Below are 22,614 nucleotides of genomic sequence, written 5' to 3'. Positions count from 1 at the left end.
CGTTACTACAGTGGCTTGTGCTGCTTTGTTTGCTTTATTAAAAGTAAAAAACTGACTTTTATCTTTTTGGTGGCGTTAAATTTCTATGGTTTCTGTTAGGGTGAATGTAAAAATCAAAAATTAACGGTTTAATAACAATTGCAAAAAGAAATCTAAATGAATATTAAATGAAATCTAGATAATTATTATTTTATCACGGGTTTTATTGATTTTTTAGAACGGAGTTGCTAGGCGATATGATGATAAAAAAGGTATATGACTTTGTTTTATAAAAATCAAAGTACAGTTATAAGCCCAATAATTGTTTGGTTTTTTTTTTGATTAAAAGGTCTGTTATCAGCTCGAAAATGAGAAAACACAGAGAATTTTTCTAAGAAATGGACTATTTTTTTACAAAGAGATTGTTTATTTAAGTGCTTGAATTTAAAGGTTTTTTTAATTAATTTTTTAAGAGTTAATCATTAAGCTTAGACGATAAAATTAGCAAGTGCAACATAGCATGAATTCTATTTGTGCTTGCATAATTGAAAGAGTGACAATATCGGAATCATCCTAAATGGCTCTTATAAAGAAAACAGATTTCTATGCTAATGAAATAGCTTTTATTCAGTGAATTAAACTGGAGAGTTTTTATCTGAATATATGAAATGATGATTTAGATCACTATTGGAAAATTCTGATGTATGTGATAATTTTTTCAACAATTTACATATTGTAATGTTTGGTCTACTTTTCGGACATTATGCAATAGTTTTAAAGGAAGCTATGATAAATATGTATTTATATCGGTAAGTGGGTCCAGGTGAATCTGTTTTTAGGGTAAACAGAATCTACATTTAACTTAATTTATCCAACGTCATTGAGAACATCATGGCCAATTCATCTACGAATAAATTATCTCTACCGGCCCTAACGTCTTTAGTGGTTGGTTCAATGATCGGTGCCGGCATATTTTCATTACCAGCAACTTTCGGGCGGGCAACGGGTGGGTTTGGTGCGCTTATCGCCTGGTGTATCGCTGGTGGTGGTATGTTAATGCTGGCGTTTGTTTTTCAAACATTAGCGCAGCGTAAACCTAATCTGGATTCCGGTGTATTCATTTACGCAAAAGAGGGCTTCGGGGATTATCTTGGTTTTGCAGCAGCATTAGGTTTTTGGGCCGGTACCTGTATTGGTAACGTTTCTTACTTTGTGCTGATCAAATCAACCTTAGGGGCATTCTTCCCACTATTTGGTGACGGTAATACTATCCCCGCCGTATTGGTGGCCTCCGTTATTTTATGGGGATTTCATATCCTGATATTACGAGGAGTTAAAGAAGCCGCAGCAATTAATACCATCGCCACCTTTGCAAAAATAATCCCTATCTTCATTTTCGTCATCGTGCTGATTTTTGCCTTTAAAGGTGATGTGTTTGCACTGAATTTCTGGGGCACGCCAGATGTAGTTAAGAGTGTTGATTTATCCCACCTGAATGATTACGGCTATGTCGGCCATGCTGCGGCAGTGATGCCCGCGGTTGCGGAACCTGAATCATTATTCTCCCAAGTTCGTAGCACCATGTTGGTGACGGTATTTGTGTTCTTAGGTATTGAAGGCGCGAGCGTTTATTCGCGTTATGCCAAAGAGCGTAGTCATGTTGGTATCGCCACTGTTCTGGGCTTTATTGGTGTGCTGTGCCTGCTGGTACTGATCACTATGTTGTCTTACGGTGTGCTGCTACGCCCTGATTTGGCAGCATTACGTCAGCCATCTATGGCCGGTGTACTGGAAGCTATTGTCGGGCGCTGGGGCGCGATTTTCATCAGCGTGGGTCTGATTATCTCTGTATTAGGTGCTTATTTATCTTGGTCATTGCTGGCAGCCGAAGTGTTGTTCTCAGCGGCTAAGAGTAAAAGCATGCCAAAAGTGTTCGCGACTGAAAACCGCAATTCTGTCCCTTCAGCGGCGGTATGGCTGACCAATATCTTTATTCAAGTGTTCTTAATTCTGACACTGTTTACTGATTATGCTTTCCAGCTCGCATTAGAATTAACCAGCTCATTAACCTTGATCCCTTATTTGTTGGTCGGGGCCTATGGGTTAAAACTGGCCTGGACCGGTGAGACTTACGAAACAAATAAACAAGGTCACAAAAAAGATCTTATTTTTGCCCTCGTCGCGACTTTCTACTCTGCGCTGATGATTTACGCAGGTGGCATGAAATACCTGCTGCTGTCGGCCATTATTTACGGCCCCGGCACAATTTTGTACCTGATTGCCAAACGTGAACAGCATCAAAAAGCGTTTAATAGCTACGAAAGAATACTGTTTATTGTTTTGATTGTGGCGGCGGTCGCGGCGATTTATAGCATCGCCACCGGAATTATCACCATATAATTTATTGGAGCTCTTATGTCAGATAAAGCTAAGAAAACTCATGGCAAGACAAAATTCGGCGTTCATTCTGAAGTCGGCAAATTGCATAAAGTTATGGTCTGTGCGCCAGGACGTGCCCATAACCGCCTGACACCGAGTAATTGTGATGAATTATTATTTGATGATGTTCTGTGGGTAGAAAGAGCCAAACGCGACCATTTTGATTTCATGACCAAAATGCGCGAACGCGGTGTTGATGTGGTTGAAATGCATAATCTGCTCGCTGAGACCGTCGCTATTCCGGCAGCGAAAAAGTGGATTTTGGATCAGCAAATTGTGCCAAACGAAGTGTCATTGGGCATTCTGCAAGAAACCCGCAGCTATCTGGAAAGTCTGGAACCGCGCTTGTTAGCTGAAGTGCTGATTGGCGGCTTGTCTACCACTGAACTCCATAAAGATGGCAAATGTGACAAAGAAGAACTGAAGTTGATCCGCGAAGCGGTGGGTATCACGGAATATCTGTTGCCGCCGTTGCCGAACACCCTTTATACCCGCGATACCACCTGCTGGATTTATGGTGGTGTGACCCTGAATCCACTGTATTGGCCAGCGCGTCATGAAGAAACTATCCTGACCACGGCTATCTATAAATTCCACCCTGATTTTGGCGACGCCAATGTGAAAGTGTGGTGGGGTGACCCAACACAGCATCACGGTAGCGCGACCTTGGAAGGGGGCGATGTGATGCCGATTGGCAACAAAACCGTGTTAATCGGTATGAGTGAGCGCACCTCTCATCAGGCCATTACTCAGTTAGCTCAATCGCTATTTAAAGATAGCGCAGGGCAAGTTGAGCGCGTGATGATTGCTGCCATGCCAAAACTGCGTGCCGCTATGCACTTGGATACCGTATTCACTTTCTGTGACCGCGATGTAGTGACCCTCTATCCGGCGATTGTTAATCAGATTCAAACTTTCTCACTGCGCCCAGATAATGGCCCAACCGGCATTAAATTAAGCCGCGATAAAGGCACCTTTGTCGAGGCGGTGGCAGGGGCATTAAACCTGAAAAAACTGCGGGTAGTTGAGACTGAGGGGAATGATTACGACACCGAGCGCCAGCAGTGGGACAGCGGTAATAACATGGTCGCACTGGAGCCGGGTGTCGTGTTGGCTTATGACCGTAATACCAAAACCAATACCCAGTTGCGTAAAGAAGGGGTGGAAGTCATTGAGATCGTCGGCAGTGAGTTAGGTCGTGGTCGCGGGGGCGGTCACTGTATGACTTGTCCAATCATCAGAGATGCCGTCGACTACTAACCCCCTGCGGCCTTGAAGCCACGGGGTTGTTAGCTGCGCGCACTTACCCGAATCACTGACTGGTCGTTGACCTTAAATGAATAGACTCATCGGGATTCGTTTGCTGGCTGCCTACCTGTGACTCCAATGACTTTGGGGATGCTCTGCGGCCTTGAGGGTACAGTGGAGTTTTGATTAAAAAATAGCCGATAGTGAGTAGCGGAGTCATGCTATTTCGCTATTGGCTATTTCTCCGTTAACTTATCTTTACTTTTCACGCAAATAACACTACCCATTTAAGTGCTAATTGTGCTGTTCTACCTACAGGGAGATTATTAATCACACTATTAAAAACACTGGTGCGTCTGATGCTCTAGAAAAAATCGCCCAGAAAACAGTCGTCCAGAAAACAAATCGAAAGTGTGAATAACTAATCTGCAATAATTTTGAAAACTTGACTCATACGAGATCTTATAGTGAAGATAAAAACAGTCGTCACCTTGCTATTAACGTTTCTTCTCGCAGCTTGCGACCGAACTCCCCCAGAAGTTGTGGAAAGTGTGCGCCCGGTAAAAATATTTATCGTCGAAGACAGTGGGCAAAATGGGACTCGTTATTTCCCGGCACGGTTACAGGCGGGTGATGAAACCCAACTTTCCTTTAAACGCAGTGGGCAGCTGCAACAATTATTGGTTCGCGAAGGCGAGCAGGTGAAAAAAGGCCAGGTGATTGCCAAACTGAATGACACTGACCTGAGCTTGCGAGTCAGGGATCGTCAATCCACCTTTAACCTGGCGCGAGATCAATTTAACCGCTTCAATACCTTACAAGGGCAAAGAGCAGTCTCACGCGCCGAGTTAGATGTTCGCCGCGCCGAGATGGAATCGGCACGTGCGGGATTGGAAATTGCGCAAAAAGAACTCAGTGACGCCACTATTACCGCCCCTTTCGATGGCATTATCGCCAATGTTAATGCGCGTAACCATCAGGTCATGGCCCCAGGCCAAGCGGTGGCGACATTAAGCGCCTTGGATACGTTGGATGTGGTCTTCAGTGTGCCAGAGCGCCTGTTTACCACACTCGACATCAGCAACCGCAACTACAAGCCGACGGTATTGCTTAACCATATGCCGGGGCGTGAATTTATTGCTGAATATAAAGAACATACCACCTCGACAACTTCGGCTTCCCAGACTTTCCAAGTGACACTGACGATGAAGCGCCCGGCGGATATGCCATTGCTTTCTGGTATCAGTGGGCGGGTAAGAATTAACTCTGGCAATCTGTCAGGGACTGACCACCCGACCATCGTCGTGCCAGTCGAAGCCGTATTTAACCCTGATAACACCCAGCTGAATGATGCTCGGGTTTGGGTCATCAAAAATGATGAAGGCCAGTTGCATGTTGAGGAACGCAAAGTGCAAGTGGGCCAATTGACAGCGAACGGCATTCAAATCACTTCAGGGTTGGCTGATGGTGAGCAGATTGTCGCCGCAGGCACCGGTGAGCTTCGCCCAAATCAAGTTGTTCGGGCTTGGGTACGTGAGCGGGGTCTCTAATGAAACTGCTTGATAACTATATCAATAATAGCACCCGTATCTGGCTAACAATTTTGTTGCTGGGTATTGGGGGTATTATTGCCTATCTCAATATAGGCAGGTTGGAAGACCCGGCTTTTACCATCAAAACGGCGGTGGTTGTTACGCGTTATGATGGTGCATCGGCGCAGCAGGTTGAGGAAGAAGTCACATTGCCTCTGGAGAATGCCATTCAGGAACTCTCTTATGTTGATGATGTGACCTCCATTTCCAGCGCGGGCTTATCGCAAATCACTATTAATATTCGTGCGCAATATGGTGCGAATGAATTGCCGCAAATCTGGGATGAATTACGGCGTAAGATAAATGATAACAGCGTGCGGTTACCGCCGGGAGCCAGTGCGCCGATGGTCAATGACGACTTCGGCGATGTCTACGGCTTCTTCTTCTCGCTCACCGGGGACGGCTACAGCAATCAGGATTTACGCAACTTCGCCGAGCAACTGCGGCGTGAGCTGGTGCTGGTGCCAGGTGTCGGTAAAGTGGGGATCGTCGGTATCTTACCTGAAGAAGTTCAGGTCGAGATTTCTCGCGCCCAGATGACCGCGGCGGGCATTACGCCGCAGCAGTTATCCGATTTGCTCGCCCGCCAGAACGTGGTGTCCGATGCGGGCCAGCTACAAGTGGGCAGCGAGTCGATTCGTTTGCATCCAACCGGTGAATTCCAAAGCGTCCAAGAGCTGGGGAACTTATTAGTTAGTCAGCCGGGTAGCCCGAAAAGTGTCTATTTACGTGATATCGCGACAGTAACACAAGGTTTTGGTCATTCACCGACCAATATTTACCGCGCTAATGGTAAGCCTGCATTGGCACTGGGGATCTCATTCGCTCCGAATGTCAACGTCGTGAATGTGGGGAATGCCATTAAAGCTCGACTGGCGCAGTTGGAAGGCGAGCGCCCGTCAGGCATGCATATCAATGTGTTTTATGACCAATCCCATGAAGTCGAAGGGGCGGTCAACGGCTTTATCCTTAACTTCCTGTTAGCGCTGTTGATTGTTGTTGTCACCTTGTTGATTTTCATGGGGGTGCGCAGTGGCATTGTCATTGCCATCTCACTGGCACTGAACGTACTCGGCACCTTGCTCATTATGTGGCTGTTTAATATTGAGCTACAGCGGGTATCGTTAGGGGCGCTGATTATCGCGCTCAGTATGCTGGTGGACAACGCCATTGTGGTGGTGGAGGGGGTTGTGGTTGGCCGCCAGCGCGGCGAAAGTCTCTCGACGGCGATCGGCAATGTCGTGAAGCGCTCGATGATGCCGCTGTTAGGCGCAACTGTGATTGCCATTTTAGCCTTTGCCCCGATTGGCTTGTCCAATGATGCAACCGGTGAATATTGTAAATCGCTATTCCAAGTGTTGTTGATCTCGCTGATGTTGAGCTGGATTACTGCACTGACGCTGACGCCGGTATTTTCCAAGTGGGCATTCCAGAACCAAAAGCCCGCGAAAGTGGATGCCGATAAACCCGCTAAGCAACCTTATGATGGCTGGCTGTTCCGCTATTATCGTGTGGTATTGAATAAGTTACTGCAATACCGTGCGGTCACTTTGATCCTGCTGGCGGCAATGTTAGTGGCGTCGGTGGTGGGCTTTGGCAATGTTCGTCAGAGCTTTTTCCCGCCATCAAATACGCCGATCTTCTTTGTTGATATTTGGCTGCCGAATGGCACGGATATCAGTTATACCGAAGGCGTAGCCAATAAGGTCGAACAGTATATCAAGCAGCAAAAAGGGGTGGCTGACACCATGGCGACGATAGGTCAGGGCGCGATGCGCTTTATGCTGACATATAACGCCCAGCGTCATTATCCTAACTATGCGCAGGTGATGGTTCGGACTGAACAGCTAGACCAAATCCCAGGTTTGATTGATGAAATCGAAGCCTATATGCATGACGAATACCCGCAAGTTGATGCGCAAATAAAACGTATTATGTTCGGGCCGTCAAACAACAGTTCCATTGAAGCCCGCTTTATTGGCCCGGATCCAGAGGTATTACGCAGTTTGGCCGCACAGGCGGAGAAAGCGATCATTGCTGATCCGATGGCGGATGGTGCGCGGCATGACTGGCAAGATCGTAGCAAAATGATCCGGCCACAATTCTCGGACTATCTGGGCCGCGAGTTGGGTGTGGATAAACGCGAGGTTGATGGCACCTTGCGCATGAGCTTTGGTGGCTTGCCGGTTGGGTTATACCGCGATGGCACCCGCCTGATGCCGATTGTATTGCGCACGCCGGATTCCGAGCGGCTCAATGCCGAACGGTTGAATGACGTGATGGTTTGGAGTCAGGCACGCCTTGCCTTTATCCCGATCGATAACGTCGTCACCAGTTTTGAAACTGAGTGGGAAGACCCGCTGATTATGCGTTTGGATCGCAAACGGACATTGACGGTGCAAACGGATCCGACCCAGCAGGGCGGCGAAACTTCAGCTGAGTTATTGCAGCGTATCAGACCGGGGGTTGAAGCTGTTCAACTGCCACGCGGCTATGAACTTGAATGGGGCGGTGACTACGAAAGTACCAAAGAAGCACAACGCGGTATTTTCATCAGTTTACCGATAGCATTCCTGATTATGTTTGTGGTGACCGTCTTGATGTTTAGCTCGGTGCGTAACGCGCTGGCTATCTGGCTGACGGTGCCATTAGCGCTGATTGGTGTGACAGTGGGCTTCTTGCTGACCGGTATTCCTTTCGGCTTTATGGCCTTATTGGGGCTGTTAAGTCTGAGTGGGATGTTGATCCGTAACGGAATTGTGCTGGTGGAAGAGATTGGCTTACAGCGGCAGGAAAAACCGCTGCGCGACGCCATTATTGATGCTTCCACCGCGCGTTTGCGGCCTATTATGCTAACTGCATTTACCACTGTATTGGGGCTGGCTCCGCTGCTTAGCGATGCTTTCTTCCAAAGTATGGCGGTGGTGATTATGTTCGGTCTGGGCTTTGCGACCGTGCTGACATTATTGGTGCTGCCAGTGATATACAGCTGTATGAACCCGGAACCTAAAACACATGCTCATGATGAGCCAGCTAGCGAATAACGGCCAGCTAGTGAATAATGGATAGTGGCGTGTTACCGCGCCTGAAATAACCTTAACAGCCCCATTATTGGGGCTGTTTTTTTATGGGTTGAGTTTTTTTGGCGGCATGAGCAATAGATATCCGGTGATAACAAGACCGGTACTACCAGCAATAACAAATGTTATAGGGACGCCAACATAATGAGCCAGACCTGACCCGATAACAGGGCCAGCAACCAGCGCTGCTAACTGTAAGCTGCGACAACTGGTCGAGATGACACCTAACATGTTGGTTGGTGCTTCATTTTGTAGAACAACGCTAAATGACATTACAATACAGGCATAACAAAACCCATTGATAAACCAAATGATGCAGAAAATATAAAGGTGAAAGTTATCAAAAGCCAAACAGATGATACCAGCAATAAGGATAGTTAAACTGAAACCAATAAGTCCACAAATCATCAGCTGTTGGTTACTAAATAATAAATATATTTTCTTAAATAAGAAACCGCATAAAATAGCACCGGTGGCAGTGCTACTGACAATGATACCAAATGCATTAGCACTAAATCCCATAACTCTTAATAAAATAGAAAGAATTGAATCGTATAATCCAAGTGTAAGTGAGGCGGATAGAACCACTAAAAAAGAAGAAAATAGTACATGATTATTACGGATAATATTATATACCACCCTAAAATCAGGCAGCATGGTTGTCACATTACCTGTTTTTTTAATCCATTTAAGAGTAAAACCAATTCTGATGGTTAGTAGCGATGTTATCAATGCCAGTAATGCTGTTAAGTAAAATCCACCTTGCGAATTTGTTATTGTCGAGAGGAAAGCACCAATTAATGGAGATGTTATTTTAATACACTGATCAATAATATTTGTTAGTGTGATGGTTAGCAGTATTTGTTCTTTATTTAATAACTCCCTGATTAATATTTGTTCGGCAGGGACCATACCTAGATTACTGATCCCTTTAAGAAGAACTCCAAGTAAAAATAATTCATGATGAGTGGAGGTGGCAAGCCATATAGAGGTTGTAAATCGACCATAAGCACTTGCGAGTAATATAATTGCTGGTGAATGTCTATCGGCTATTTGGCCAATAAATGGGCCTAATAATAATCCGGGGAAACCGTATAGTGCTGCCGCTATTCCTAGCTGATAAGCAGAAGCATTAAAATGAAAACTCATTACAGTAAAAATAAGGATAAAATCGACCCAAACAGCAATGGAATTGAATATTCTAGATGCAAATAGAGAAGGGTATCCTGCTATTTTAAATAGGCTTAACATTAATATTATTTCTCGTTACTCTAATGTAAAGGATCTTTTGTATAAAAACGATCATTGATAACAAAACCATCAAGACCTTGTTGCAACATATAGCTCGCTAAATCACTCGTTCGATTAATAAAACCTTTCCCATTAAAGTTTAGTGAAGTATTACATAGTACGCCATAGCCCGTAATTTTCTTAAAATTTAATAGTAACTGATAAATATTACTATTTTGGTCATTATTAACAGTCTGTGGCCGGGATGAACCATCAATATGAGTGATAGCTTGAAGGTTTTTGTCTAAAACATGAGCAAAAAATAGCATGTAAGGGCTAGGGTTATTTATGTCAAAAATATCAGATACATCGTTTTGTAGGCAGATCGGGGCTATGGGTCTAAAAGATTCCCGATTTTTTATGGTATTTAAACGTGTCAATGTGGCCTTATTAAAAGGTGCTGCTAATATTGAACGGTTACCCAATGCTCTGGGGCCGAGTTCCGCTTTACCATTGGCCCAGCCGATAATGTCTCCACTGGCAAGAGCAGATGTGACATTATAATAGTTTAGTTTTTCATATTTAAGACCATAAATATCAATGATGTCATCACTGAATTTTTGGCCGCAGTAAATATCCCAATCTATTTTTGCATTACCTGTAAAATAATACTGTGCATCAATAGCAGTTCCAATGGCAGAACCTGAGTCATTCGCACACGGAGGAATAAAAATGTCATCGAATAAACCACAATTTAGCCACTTACTATTCCAATCACAATTCAAACCACAGCCACCGCTTATCAGTAATGGCAGTTTCTGCTTAACGTATTTTTTAACTTCATGATAGAACTTTGTAAATATTGCATCAGTAAAGTGTCCTGCAAATTGCTTAAAAGCATCACTATCTACTCCAATATTATATAAGTATGATTGTGAAAATTGAGTTTTACATAGGTTTTTATGATCTAAGGGTATACACATTAGACGGGATATTAGTTCTTCATCCTGAATTGTTTTTTTATCTCTATTACAGTAAGCAGCCAAAGCCATAATTTTACCCGCATCACCTAACCTTACTTGGCCTCTCACAAATGGAAAGGTTTTATCAGCAATACCATATGAAAATGCATAGCGCACACCTACATCAGGCATGATATCAGCAAGTTTGTTAATATTTAGCTGTTGGTCAATATGATAGAAAGAACCAATATGTCCTTCCCATAACAGTGCATAACAGGGTTTTCCCTGAAGAAAAGGTGACATCCCATATGCACATAATAAATGAGAACGTTCATGAGATGAGGTGAAAAAAAGCACATTATTTTGTAGAAAACCTCCCCTCACCGGTTCGGCTATTTCTAATCCAAAATAACCGGCACCAATATTACGTCCATGTGGGTTATTGCCTGATGACCAGCCGCTGAGAGCAATTATATCTGGAGCATCATTTAGAGTTGTTAGGGCCTCAATGGTGCATTCAGCTGTGACAGGAGAATAACGAGTTCCAGAGTCTTTTTCCGCCTCATGGCAAAAAATTAATTTATTATTTTTAATATAACAAATACTGCCATCATGCCCTGACTTAAACGATAATATTTTCATTTATTATTTCCTTTACTATTTATTTTTCGCTTTATAGTTTCCAGTAAATTAGGTGCAAAAGGGGAGCCAGAGCTTGGTCCTGCGCCGAGAAAAAACAAAACAGCCTCTTCTGCTTCATTTACGTCGAGTAACTTATTTATTTCGCGATCCAAAAAGTAGCCTGTTGGCCAAGATCCTAATTGCATAGCTGTAGTAATTAGCTGAAATGTTTGAATTAAACAACCAATATCAAATAATGCTACGCGATATGCTCTTGAGTGAGGATACTTCCACCACATTTTTTTAAAACATGAGGTAATGAAAATACCAAAAGCCAAGTCCTTGGCAAACATCTGGGCACATAAGAGACTTCCCAGTTTCTCACCGTTAATGTCAGTGCTGACGAGTATTAATTTATGTTTTTGAGAATGGTAGTGATATATACCGGATACTAATCCCGTGACATTTAAAGCGACTAGATAAGCCTCACTGGTTTGTAGAGAACCACCTGATGGGGAGGTTCGACGATAACCTACAGATCTGAGCCCAGCAGCTTCCATTTCTGTTCGCGTTGAGCCATGAGGTGTACCAAACGTCCAATATAAGACCTCGGCCACTTCTTGCAGTGAAACGGCTTCTACCTTGAATTCTCTGCTTGTTTTACGCGCAAATAAAGTATCAATAAATTTTTTTTAGCTAAAAAATGCTTGTTGGGTTTGGGTAAGCTAAATATCTCCCCTGAACGTTGGTAATCTAGATCAGGAATATTCTTTACTATTGAGGCACAATAATTGACATAGCCTTCATAGCTATCATCAATTGGCAAACTCATATTTTTATCCAAAACGACCTGGGTCCCAATATGAAATATTTTTGATAAACAGTCCCACCCCCAATTGCACATATTTCTATCATCGCAATCTAATATTCTACTATCTATGATGGTTTTATCTATCGGTGAGTCTGTGAACTTATCACCATTAACAAGATCTTTAATTCTTTTCATATACTCATCGTCTATCTCATATTGATTATGGTTTCTATAATCCCATAAAATAAACTTCCCATTAATAAGTGTTATAAAAATAAAAGGATCAATTATTTTCATTGCAATTCCATTTGTCTGTATTTGAGGCAGTCAGCAAAGCTGACTGCCTATTGGGATGAAAAATAAGACTAATAGTTAAACAGGATTGACGTGGCCAGTATAAGCATCATTAGATTGGTATGAGAGAGTTGGCTCTATAGATATTTTATTCATTAATAATATCCTCTGAATTGATTAGGTTAGATTTAATTGAAAAATCCTATTAGTCATCTTAAATAAATGACTTAAATAAGTTATGTTATAAAAATAATTTATTCAAGATGCAGAGTTTATTTTAGGACTTTATTTTTAGTTATCTTCATTTCGATGTGTGTTTTTTTATTCAATCTGGTCGTGAAAGTAGGAACATAATTTTTCACACGACTGAAAACTATTTATGCTGAGCATAAAAATGAGTCCTCCTGAAGACAAACTGTGCACTACCTCTCTTCCTCCTCAGATTACGCACAATTTTGTTCCATAATGAAACGGCATTGACCTATCTATGTTTCATTATGGAACGTTTTCACATTCGATTCTCAGCCTGTTTTTTGCGCTTATAGTGGTTCCAGTTTCATCAAATTGACCCTAAAAAATAGTCATTCTTACACTATATCTACGCAACAGGAGCAAGATATGCTGAAAGTCATTCAATCTCCGTCTAAATATATTCAAGGTGCCAATGCACTACAGTCTATTGGCCAATTCGCTAAGTTACTGGCTAATAACTACTTTATTATTGCTGATGACTTTGTCATGAAGCTAACGGCAGATGCTGTTGGCACCAGTCTACAAGCGAGTGAGCTAGAAAATCATTTCAGTCGCTTTAACGGCGAATGTTCCCGTCACGAAATTGAGCGGCTGACGGTTGAGCTGAAAAAAAATCACTGCAATGGTGTCATTGGTATTGGTGGCGGGAAAACCCTCGATACAGCTAAAGCGATTGCTCACTATCAGCATATTCCAGTGATTGTGGTGCCCACCATTGCTTCTACCGATGCGCCAACCAGTGCGTTATCAGTGATTTATACCGAGCAGGGCGAGTTCGCCGAATATCTGATTTACCCTAAAAATCCTGACATTGTATTGATGGATACCGCGATTATTGCCAAAGCGCCTGTGCGCTTGCTGGTCGCCGGTATGGGCGACGCGCTCTCGACTTACTTTGAAGCACAAGCTTGTTTCGATGCCAAAGCTATCAGTATGGCCGGCGGCGCTTCGACATTAGCCGCAGTGACTCTGGCCCGTTTATGCTACGAAACCCTACTGGCAGAGGGCTATAAAGCCAAGTTGGCGGTGGAAGCCGGCGTGGTCACCGAAGCTGTAGAACGTATCATCGAAGCCAATACTTATCTGAGTGGCATTGGTTTTGAAAGTAGTGGTTTGGCAGCGGCCCACGCCATTCATAACGGTTTCACTGTATTGGAAGAGTGTCATCACCTGTATCACGGTGAGAAAGTGGCTTTCGGTACCTTGGCGCAGCTCGTGCTTCAGAACAGCAGTATGGAAGAGATCGAAACCGTGCTCTCATTCTGCCAACAATTAGGTCTACCAATCACATTGGCTGAAATGGGTGTTTCACAGGATATCGAGCGCAAAATTCGTGCCGTCGCCGAGGCCAGCTGTGCCGAGGGTGAAACTATTCACAACATGCCGTTCGCCGTCACAGCAGACAGCGTTTATGCCGCTATTATTGTGGCTGACCGTTTAGGTCAGGCTTTCCTCAATTAATGTGTGTGGCAGGCCAGCTAATTGATAGACAAGTTAATTGATAGACAAGCTAACTGACTGAGTTTGCCGGTGTTCCTCAGCATCGGCAGCCCTATTTTCCAAGCATTCCCGTTCGCGGAGCATAAAATGAAAAAATTAATTAACAGCGTTGAGAGTGTATTACAGGAGCAAATTAAGGGATTGGTTGAAGCCCATCCTGAGCTGGCATTGCACCAGGAACCGCTTTTTATCACTCGGGCAGATGCGCCGGTGAAGGGCAAAGTCGCCTTGATGTCTGGTGGTGGCAGTGGCCATGAACCCATGCATTGTGGTTTTATCGGCGAAGGTATGCTGGATGGGGCTTGCCCTGGTGAGATTTTCACTTCACCGACGCCAGATCAAATGTATGAGTGTGGCCAAGCCATTGATGGCGGGCAGGGCGTGCTGATGCTCATTAAAAATTACACCGGCGATATTCTGAACTTTGAAACGGCGGCAGAGCTACTGCATGCCGGTGGAACGGCGGTTGGCACCCTGGTAATTGATGATGATGTCGCCGTCAAAGACAGCCTGTACACCGCCGGGCGGCGCGGGGTAGCCAATACGGTCATCATTGAAAAACTACTGGGTGCCGCTGCGGTCCGTGGTGATTCACTGGATGAATGTGTGGCGCTCGGTCAAAAAATCAACAATCAGGGGCATTCAATCGGCGTCGCGCTTGGAGCCTGTACGGTGCCAGCAGCGGGTAAACCGTCCTTTATCTTAGCTGAAAACGAGATGGAGTTTGGGGTTGGGATCCATGGTGAACCCGGTATCGAACGGCGGCCATTTATTTCTTTGAATGATACTGTGGATACGATGTTCCAGACCCTAATTGACCACGGCAGTTACCAGCGCACATTGCGTCATTGGGACCGACAGGCTGAAGACTGGAGTGAAACGCGCCAGAGCAAGCAACCACTGGCGAAAGGCGATCGAGTCATTGCTCTGGTCAATAACTTGGGCGCGACGCCGCTATCAGAACTTTATGGTGTCTGGCATCGTCTGGCGGCCTGCTGTGCCGACTTTGGTTTGACCATTGAGCGCAAATTGATCGGCTCTTACTGCACCTCGCTGGATATGCAGGGCATGTCCATCACGCTTTTGAAAGTGGATGATGAGTTGCTGTCATTGTGGGATGCCCCGGTGAATACACCAGCGCTGGTTAAAAAATAATGCATCAGGAGAAAACCATGGGACTTACCAAGCAACAAATTGTCAGCTGGTTACAGCTCTGCGCTGAGGTTTTCAGCGAACAGCGGGATTTCCTGACACAATTGGATACCGACATCGGTGATGGCGACCACGGCCTGAATATGAATCGCGGCTTTAATAAAGTGGTCGAGAAACTGCCCTCTTTTGCCGATAAAGACATTGGTTTTATCTTGAAGAATACCGGTATGACCCTGCTTTCAAGTGTCGGGGGAGCCAGCGGCCCCTTATTTGGGACTTTCTTTATTCGTGCAGCCCAAAGTACCAATGCTAAACAAAGCCTTGATCTGCCAGCAGTTTGTCAGATGTTTAAAGACGGGGTCGAAGGGGTGGTGATGCGCGGTAAAGCGGAGCCGGGTGATAAAACCATGTGCGATGTTTGGTGGGCAGTGGTCTCGCAACTTGAACAGGCTAATCAACAGGGGGTGCCGCTGGTGAATGCTTTGCAGCAAACCGTCGCGAGTGCCCAGCAAGCATTGGCAGCGACTATTACGATGCAGGCCCGCAAAGGCCGCGCCAGTTATCTTGGCGAGCGCAGTATTGGTCATCAAGACCCTGGGGCGACATCAGCGATGTTAATGATGCAAGCGCTATGGCAGGTTGCCAGTCACTAATGTGGCTCAGCCGATAAGGTTATCAGGAGGAAAGATGGTCAATCTCGTTGTAGTTTCTCATAGCGCGCTGCTGGCTCAGGGTGTGGCCGAACTGGCACAGCAAATGACACAAGGGGGCTGCCAGTTAGCGGTGGCCGCCGGTGTAGACGATGTGGATCATCCTATCGGCACGGATGCCATTAAAGTGATGGAAGCCATTGAATCGGTTTACTCCCCCTCGGGTGTATTAGTGTTGATGGATTTAGGCAGTGCATTACTCAGTGCTGAAACGGCGCTGGAGTTATTAGACCCAGAGATGGCAAAAAATGTGCAGCTCTGCGCAGCTCCGCTGGTCGAAGGGACTCTGGCTGCGGTGGTTGCCGCATCGTCCGGGGCCTCATTGAGCGAGGTTCGTGCTGAAGCCATGGAGGCTTTGGCAGCTAAAGCCGCGCAACTCGGTGAAAATGTCAGCGCCCCTGGCACCAACCCTACTGAAACTATCAACGCGGCCCCTGATGCACAGAGTGTCAGTTGGGTGGTGCGCAATCCCAATGGATTACATGTCCGGCCAGCGGCTAAATTGGTCGAAGTATTAGCGCCATTTACCGCGGATTTACTACTGGAAAAAAAGGGTCAATGCGTGAATCCACGTAGCCTTAATCAGCTCGCCATTTTACAAGTACGCAAAGGCGATACTATTCGTTTGCTAGCCAGTGGCGAGCAAGCGGGTGAAGCTTTAGATGCTTTTATGCTGCTGGCGCATCAGCACTTTGGCGAATCAGTCACCACCACTGACAGCGGATTTACTGGTGTAATGGTTCCGCGTGGGACTATCACCGCGCCAATATTCCAGTGGCTACCGGCTATTCCGGTATTCTTGCCGCAGACCATTAATGCTGGGCAAATTGCTAACGAGCAACTGCGTTTACATCAGGCTCTGGCACACACCATGGCTGATTTGCAGCAATTGGCGCAGCAGGCAGAACACCAGATTAGTGCTCAGGCGGCGGCTATCTTTAATGCGCATGGCATGCTAATTGATGATGAAGAACTCTATCTGGCGATGGATCGGCGGATAGAACAGCAGTTAGTGTGTGCAGAGTCGGCATTGCAAGATGAGTTAATGAGCATGGCGGCAGACTATTTGGCTCTGGATGATGACTATCTGCGCGTCCGCGAACTGGATATTCGCGATATTCTGAATCGTACTCTGGGCCATTTGACGGGGCTACCGCCCGTCGCCCTTACCCTGGACAGTGAGATTTTGTTATTAGCTGAGGAGCTATTCCCTTCACAAATGATTGGGTTGAATCGCCAGCAAGTAAAAGGCATCTGTTTAAGTAAAGGCAATATTTTCTCTCACAGCGCCATTTTGGCCACAGAATTAGATATTCCGATGTTAGTAGGTGCTGCTGGTTGCCTTGAAAGCAGCCATAATGGCCAAAAAGCCCTATTGGATACCGCTACTGGAGAACTCAAATTCCAGTGAGCGGCATTGCCCTCGGTCCACTTAACTCTTTGAAATAGCAACCTCAATTTAGGGCTGCTATTTGTGGGATTAAACCCCGCAGTGGCGTCAAAATCTGGTTTTTCCAGTTATATTGCTCTTCTATTAGTGTGGCGCTTGCATGTCGGATAGTCTCTATTTCAAACTCTGTTAATTGGCAGATATGGTGTATGACCTCCGCTAAATGAGCAGCATCTCCTGGAATATGTAGGAACCCATTAATACCGTGCTCAACTTGCTCACTCAGCCCCCCTGAGTCGGCGACAACTAATATTGCCCCCTGCTTTCTGGCTAACCAGCGCGATTCCATAGGAATTAATCCATTTGGCTCATTTTCGGCAGAAAGAACGCACACGCGGGTATTACGCCACTGAATTAGGCAAGCCATCAGTTCGCGATCAAACGAATTTATAATCGAAGTGTGCACATCCAACTGGCTAGCTAATACTGATAATTCCGGTAAAACAGGATCACTCACGATTACGGCATGGATATCATTACCCAGGTAATTGGCTGCCTTCAGTAATAAATCATAGCGCTTATAATACACACCTCTCCCCAGCGTAATAGCCAGTGGGTATTCGAGTGATATTCCATAAGAGGATAGAGTGTTGCAGATTTCTTGTTCACTGCGTATTCGGAACCACGGATCATTGATATTTATCCCGGCGGGAACCGGTATAAATGTGTATGGATCAGCGCCATATTGTGAAACTAAATGATTAGCCAGAAAGTTGCTGATAGTACCGATTTTAATATTAGCATCAATCTTTGCCCATTGAATGGGTAATGATTCAGCCATAAGCCGTTCGGGATTAGGAAGTGGCATTTCATGATTAAATGCGGTGCCGTGAGAAACATAAATAATCTTTAAATTTATATCTTCTGCTGCGGTATGTAAGCTGGCAATTAAAGGCGTAAATGAGAATGGCAGTTCATGACAGAATGCCAGGGTAATATCGTAATTTTCACTGATATCAATAATTTTTGCTGCTGCAGCGGCCGAAGATATTTTCCAGTTTTGTATATCACCGAGAAAAGCATCACCATAGGGCCATAAACACCCGGTCGCATTCCCTAATGTCATGTTTGGTACAGTAGAAAATGTACCGCCCATTTCATGAATTTTTTCTATATAGTGGGCGTGACTATCAGCATCAAAAAAAATATTATATTTGCTGTATGCAATCTCAATAAAATGCGGTTCTAGCCAGATATCATGAACAGACAATAAATCAACAATATCAGGAAGTGCTTGAATTTGCCCTCTAATATAAGAGCCGACACCACCGACAAAAATTTGAACTCCTTCTGTAGATAGATGAATAATACCTATTTTAAGGTTGTTTTTTTTGTGGAGTGGAAATATGTTCCCTTGCATATAAGCCTCTGAATTTTAACTATAAAATATTATTTATTGATATATATGATTATTAGTCAACAACTTATCTTTTTTGATACTCTATAATTATTGATAAATAAAAGGTCTAAACCACAATTTAAAAATAAATCAATCGCATCCTTTGGTGTTTCTACTATGGGCATACCTTTAGTATTCAGCGAGGTGTTAAGCAAAATGGGTATTTTAGTCTCTTCAAAAAAACAGGTTATCAATTTATGGAATTTTCTATTGATATCCTTTTTAACCGTTTGAACACGAGCACTGCCATCGACATGGACAATTGAGGGGAGGGCCGTTCGGTATTGTTCTTTTACATCGGCAATATATAGCATGTAGTCACTGTCATGACTCAAATGAAAATAGTCATGCACTTTCTCACACAACACAGCGGGAGCGAAAGGTCGGAAATCCTCGCGAAACTTCACATTGGCATTAATGTGATCTCTCATCTGCGAGCTGCGGGGGTCTGCTAAAATACTTCTATTACCTAAGGCGCGTGGTCCGAACTCCGACTCCCCTTGAAACCAGGCAATGACCTGACCAGACGCAATGGAATCGGCCGCCATGGCTTCAATATCTTCACAATAAGTGTATTCAATTTTATCAGTATATTTTTCAAGTTCTGTCACTACGCTAATATCATTATAGTTTTTTCCAAAATATGTCGAACCAGAATGTTTAACCCGCTCTTTCTTGAGGACTTCCAGCCAACCATAATAACAACATCCGATGGAAAGCCCATTATCACCGGCCGCAGGTTGGATATATAAATTATCGAAATTACATTCATTAATAAGTTTTTCATTCGCCGTAGCATTTAATGCAACTCCACCGGCATAAGCAAAGTTCATCATAGGATGGAGTTGATAGTAATAGTTGAACAGGTAAAATAAGGCTTCTTCAAGTTTGTTTTGTGCCCAATACGCCAGGTCTGCATAATATTGGAAGTTATCTTGAAAATGTGTCGGATGAGTATTCAGGAGTGGGTCTATATTTGCCCACCAATCATTACGCAGTATCACTTTCCCTGAATTGAAAAAGAAAGGTTGCCAATTAATAATATTCGCTCTTCCATAGGGAGCCAAGCCCATTAATTTACCAGCGCAGTCAAGTTCACCAAAAATATACAGAGCTATTCCTTCGTAGAATTCTCCAATAGAATTTTCTATTTCCCATGTTGAAACGGGATAGGTTTTTCTGTCCTTCCTGTTAACCCAACGAGAAAAATCTTTGAATATCGGCATCATTTTCCCACTTTGATAGACATAATAACTACATGTTTCCCAGTAGCGGTACCGATTATTAGTATGAATATTATCTGTGTCAGAGATACTCGTAATCATGTCATTACAACTATCTACACTGCCACCATGCCCATCAATAACGACAACCCCCATATCATCATATGGGGATGTGCCTATTGCACTATAAGCATGAGCTAAATGATGGGAAAGTGTTATAACAGGAACCATGGGCGGTAATTCCCTGTTTTTTCGATGTTCTAATTGCTCGCTAAAAAGTGGGTTGTGAGAGTTTTGTTCTACAATTAACGAAAGATCATTATATTCAATACCTGCGGCATCTAAACAATACTGAATAGTCATATTATCATTGAACCCATCATGCTTTACTCTTGATATTCTTTCTTTTTCAATTGCAAATATAATCTCTCCATCCTTCATTAGACAGGTTGAACCATCGTGGGATAAAGCCGTACCAAGAATATAAATTGGTTTTTTCATAATTAATATCCTTATTAATTTATAATAGAGTTAGTTAAGTCGTTAGTTAAGTAAATAAGCGAGTCGACGTGATATCGCGAGTGTTGTTAATGATGGATTAGCTGCGCCTGGTCGTGGGAATGTGCTTGGACCGATAGCAAATAGATTCTTAATATGATTAAATTCATGATTGTTATTTAATATTTCACCTAATGGCAGAGTGCTACTCTCATGATTTTCTGTACCCAGAGGGCTGACCCACGTTGTGGGTACATTGTAATTGGCGATCCTTGATGGTGAAAAAAACTGATTGTGTACATCTCCCATAGTACGGGCATGAATAACAAATCCTGTTTCAAAATCCAAAGGTTCAAATGGTATTTTTGTATCATTACAGACTTCACGCCAGAATATATTTAATTCATCCTTTTCTTTTTGTATTAGAATATTGTCAGCATCACTGAAATTACACGCAATAGTTAATGGCATGACGTCATCACTTGTCTCTACACTGATATTCCCGTGAATTGAGGGTATTTGCTCACCCATTGTCCACACTTCTAATTCAATACCCAAATCTGATTTACTGACAGTAAAAAATAAATTAAATCTCTCCCCAGATAAGCTAGGACTGAAAAATATAGTATCGGGATGACTCTCAATTAACTTCCAAATTCTTTCTGGGGCTTTATTGTGTTCAAAGGTGACATTAAATCCCTGTACTATATGATCAACAAGGCCTGTAATTTTTTTCTCGATCAAATTGCCAGAGTCGTAAAGTGCTTGAGCGGCTAAGCGTGAATTTTCAATTGTACCTAAAGCCAGAACACATTTATCCGCTAACACATTGTATATCCTATTGTTATTTATATTTCTTAATTTGGCTCCTATACATTTACCATTTCTAATAATAAGGGATTCAGCTTCATATTCAGACATAATAATAGGGGGGGGGCTGTATGGGGTGTCTTCTTTCCAATAGGATAATGGAGAATAAGCCTCCCAACGGCCAGACTCCCCGAGTATTTTAGTGACTTGAGGGGTTATCTTAAATTTAAAGCCGGCAAAATTAAAAGAATAGTTAGCATCATAGCGCTTTTCTGCCCATGATAATATTTCGGATTGTACCTGTGTATAGAGAGAAGGGCCTTCTAACCAGCTCTCCGTTAAGTCACTGACAATTTTTGCAGGCCAATATTCGAGAATTTCGGTTTCTATTGGTAAAATAACACCATGCCAATAGAGTGATCGGCCGCCCACTCTTCGCCGTAAGCATGTTCCTTTTGAAAAATGAGGTTCACTTAAAGAGCACCATGAACGGTAAGCATATTTATCTGAGTCTTCATTCTTCCAAAACTCATTAGCTCGTTGATATTCTTCGCCCGCATTTATATGATTGTAATCGTCAGCGGGGCCAGCCTCTATAACAACAATATTTTCAACTTTTCTATTATTTAAATGTTTGGCTAATTCTAAGCCCGACATTCCTCCACCTAATATCAGAATGTTAATTTTGTCAGGGAGCTCTGTCACCTTTGTGGGGGTTATCGAATCTATATTGTTCATTATGTATCCTCTAATAGGAATGTTTTATTTAAAAATCAATGGTTTTAAATTCAAACCATATAATTCGCTTTGTAATTTATATATAAATTCTAACCATGGGCCTTTAGGGAATTTTGATTGAATCAGCGCTTTATTGCTGTTTAAACGTATTTTAATAGCTGCATCTCCAGCCGCATGCATGCGCATCCATTCAAATAACTGTTGTGCGGCATCTTCAGGGGAGGCCGGATTGACTTTTATATGGTGATATTCGGAACCATAGAATTCAGTGAAAGCGGTATATTCTGTCACAGCACAAGGGAGGCCGGCGATAGCTGCAAGCGCTGGTCCTAAACCGACACTTTCAACATTTTCTACATTCGGAGTAAATAAAACCGCACCTGATAGAGCATGACAGATTATGAGTAAATCTATTTCATCTAAAAACAATTTATTATTTTTATTCTTATAAGTTTGCAGAGGGACTTCATCTAAAAAAATAATGGCATCATTAAGATGCAATACATCAACTTGTTCCTTTAGATAATTTGCATATTCAGGATCTTCATTTACATTCCCAAATATAAGTAACTTAGGGGGACGTAAATTTTTTAGTTTATAAATATCAATGAGTGCGCTAAATACAC

Annotated in this window: 15 protein-coding genes and 1 pseudogene; 8 read left to right on the top strand and 8 right to left on the bottom strand. The window is 43.4% G+C overall.

What is annotated here, in order from left to right:
- Positions 1-870: 870 nt before the first annotated feature.
- The 4 genes from FTA91_RS05985 (at position 871) to FTA91_RS05970 (ending at position 8,302) form a co-directional block, all read left to right on the top strand.
- Positions 871-2,379, top strand: coding sequence for an amino acid permease (locus tag FTA91_RS05985; RefSeq protein WP_050113603.1), 1,509 nt, complete (start codon positions 871-873; stop codon positions 2,377-2,379).
- A 15-nt stretch (positions 2,380-2,394) separates the two neighbouring features.
- Complete coding sequence (arcA, locus tag FTA91_RS05980) at positions 2,395-3,678, top strand: arginine deiminase (RefSeq protein ID WP_050113604.1); 1,284 nt, start codon at positions 2,395-2,397, stop codon at positions 3,676-3,678.
- A gap of 455 nt (positions 3,679-4,133) precedes the next feature.
- Positions 4,134-5,216 carry an efflux RND transporter periplasmic adaptor subunit gene (locus tag FTA91_RS05975; protein ID WP_050113605.1) on the top strand — a complete coding sequence of 361 codons (1,083 nt, stop codon included), beginning with the start codon at positions 4,134-4,136 and terminating at the stop codon, positions 5,214-5,216.
- Positions 5,216-8,302 carry an efflux RND transporter permease subunit gene (locus FTA91_RS05970; protein ID WP_050113606.1) on the top strand — a complete coding sequence of 1,029 codons (3,087 nt, stop codon included), beginning with the start codon at positions 5,216-5,218 and terminating at the stop codon, positions 8,300-8,302. Before FTA91_RS05975 ends, FTA91_RS05970 begins: the two co-directional genes overlap by 1 nt.
- Positions 8,303-8,383: 81 nt before the next feature.
- Here the strand turns inward: FTA91_RS05970 and FTA91_RS05965 are convergent, their stop codons facing one another.
- From FTA91_RS05965 to FTA91_RS20285, 4 genes are read right to left on the bottom strand one after another with little or no spacing between them, the layout of a single operon-like run.
- Positions 8,384-9,589 (bottom strand): MFS transporter, encoded by a 1,206-nt coding sequence (locus FTA91_RS05965; protein ID WP_145583067.1) that lies wholly within the window; start codon positions 9,587-9,589, stop codon positions 8,384-8,386.
- Positions 9,590-9,609: 20 nt separating this feature from the next.
- Positions 9,610-11,172, bottom strand: a complete 1,563-nt coding sequence (locus FTA91_RS05960; RefSeq protein ID WP_145535533.1) for a carbamoyltransferase C-terminal domain-containing protein — start codon at positions 11,170-11,172, stop codon at positions 9,610-9,612.
- Positions 11,169-11,768, bottom strand: a complete 600-nt coding sequence (locus FTA91_RS20290) for a SagB/ThcOx family dehydrogenase (RefSeq protein ID WP_235896829.1) — start codon at positions 11,766-11,768, stop codon at positions 11,169-11,171. The genes FTA91_RS05960 and FTA91_RS20290 overlap by 4 nt, the downstream gene beginning before the upstream one ends.
- A gap of 20 nt (positions 11,769-11,788) precedes the next feature.
- On the bottom strand, positions 11,789-12,259 hold the full coding sequence (locus FTA91_RS20285) for a hypothetical protein (protein ID WP_050113609.1): 471 nt from the start codon (positions 12,257-12,259) through the stop codon (positions 11,789-11,791).
- Between the two features lie 615 nt (positions 12,260-12,874).
- Here FTA91_RS20285 and FTA91_RS05950 point away from each other — a divergent pair.
- The 4 genes from FTA91_RS05950 (at position 12,875) to dhaM (ending at position 17,281) form a co-directional block, all read left to right on the top strand.
- Positions 12,875-13,969 (top strand): glycerol dehydrogenase, encoded by a 1,095-nt coding sequence (locus FTA91_RS05950; protein WP_145535530.1) that lies wholly within the window; start codon positions 12,875-12,877, stop codon positions 13,967-13,969.
- A 126-nt stretch (positions 13,970-14,095) separates the two neighbouring features.
- The gene (gene dhaK, locus FTA91_RS05945) at positions 14,096-15,163 is read left to right on the top strand and encodes a dihydroxyacetone kinase subunit DhaK (protein ID WP_050113611.1); all 1,068 of its coding nucleotides are present in this window, start codon (positions 14,096-14,098) and stop codon (positions 15,161-15,163) included.
- Positions 15,164-15,180: 17 nt separating this feature from the next.
- Positions 15,181-15,813: a dihydroxyacetone kinase subunit DhaL gene (gene dhaL, locus FTA91_RS05940; protein WP_050113612.1), complete on the top strand. Its 633-nt coding sequence runs from the start codon at positions 15,181-15,183 to the stop codon at positions 15,811-15,813.
- A 34-nt stretch (positions 15,814-15,847) separates the two neighbouring features.
- A complete protein-coding gene (gene dhaM / locus FTA91_RS05935) occupies positions 15,848-17,281 on the top strand; it encodes a dihydroxyacetone kinase phosphoryl donor subunit DhaM (protein ID WP_050113613.1) in 1,434 nt (477 codons plus the stop codon).
- Between the two features lie 43 nt (positions 17,282-17,324).
- Here dhaM and FTA91_RS05930 read toward each other — a convergent pair whose 3' ends face one another.
- The 4 genes and pseudogenes from FTA91_RS05930 to FTA91_RS05915 form a co-directional block, all read right to left on the bottom strand.
- Positions 17,325-18,680, bottom strand: coding sequence for a glycosyltransferase family 4 protein (locus FTA91_RS05930; protein ID WP_186366606.1), 1,356 nt, complete (start codon positions 18,678-18,680; stop codon positions 17,325-17,327).
- A 56-nt stretch (positions 18,681-18,736) separates the two neighbouring features.
- Positions 18,737-20,443: a carbamoyltransferase family protein gene (locus FTA91_RS05925; RefSeq protein WP_050113614.1), complete on the bottom strand. Its 1,707-nt coding sequence runs from the start codon at positions 20,441-20,443 to the stop codon at positions 18,737-18,739.
- Positions 20,444-20,485: 42 nt separating this feature from the next.
- Positions 20,486-21,988 carry a GMC family oxidoreductase gene (locus tag FTA91_RS05920; protein WP_050113615.1) on the bottom strand — a complete coding sequence of 501 codons (1,503 nt, stop codon included), beginning with the start codon at positions 21,986-21,988 and terminating at the stop codon, positions 20,486-20,488.
- Positions 21,989-22,012: 24 nt separating this feature from the next.
- Positions 22,013-22,614 (bottom strand): annotated as a pseudogene (locus tag FTA91_RS05915) (hypothetical protein); the annotation flags it as partial.

Source organism: Yersinia thracica, assembly GCF_902170565.1.
GTDB lineage: Bacteria > Pseudomonadota > Gammaproteobacteria > Enterobacterales > Enterobacteriaceae > Yersinia > Yersinia thracica.
Note: the sequence above shows the minus strand (reverse complement) of the source record. Positions and strands in the feature narration are given on the sequence as shown.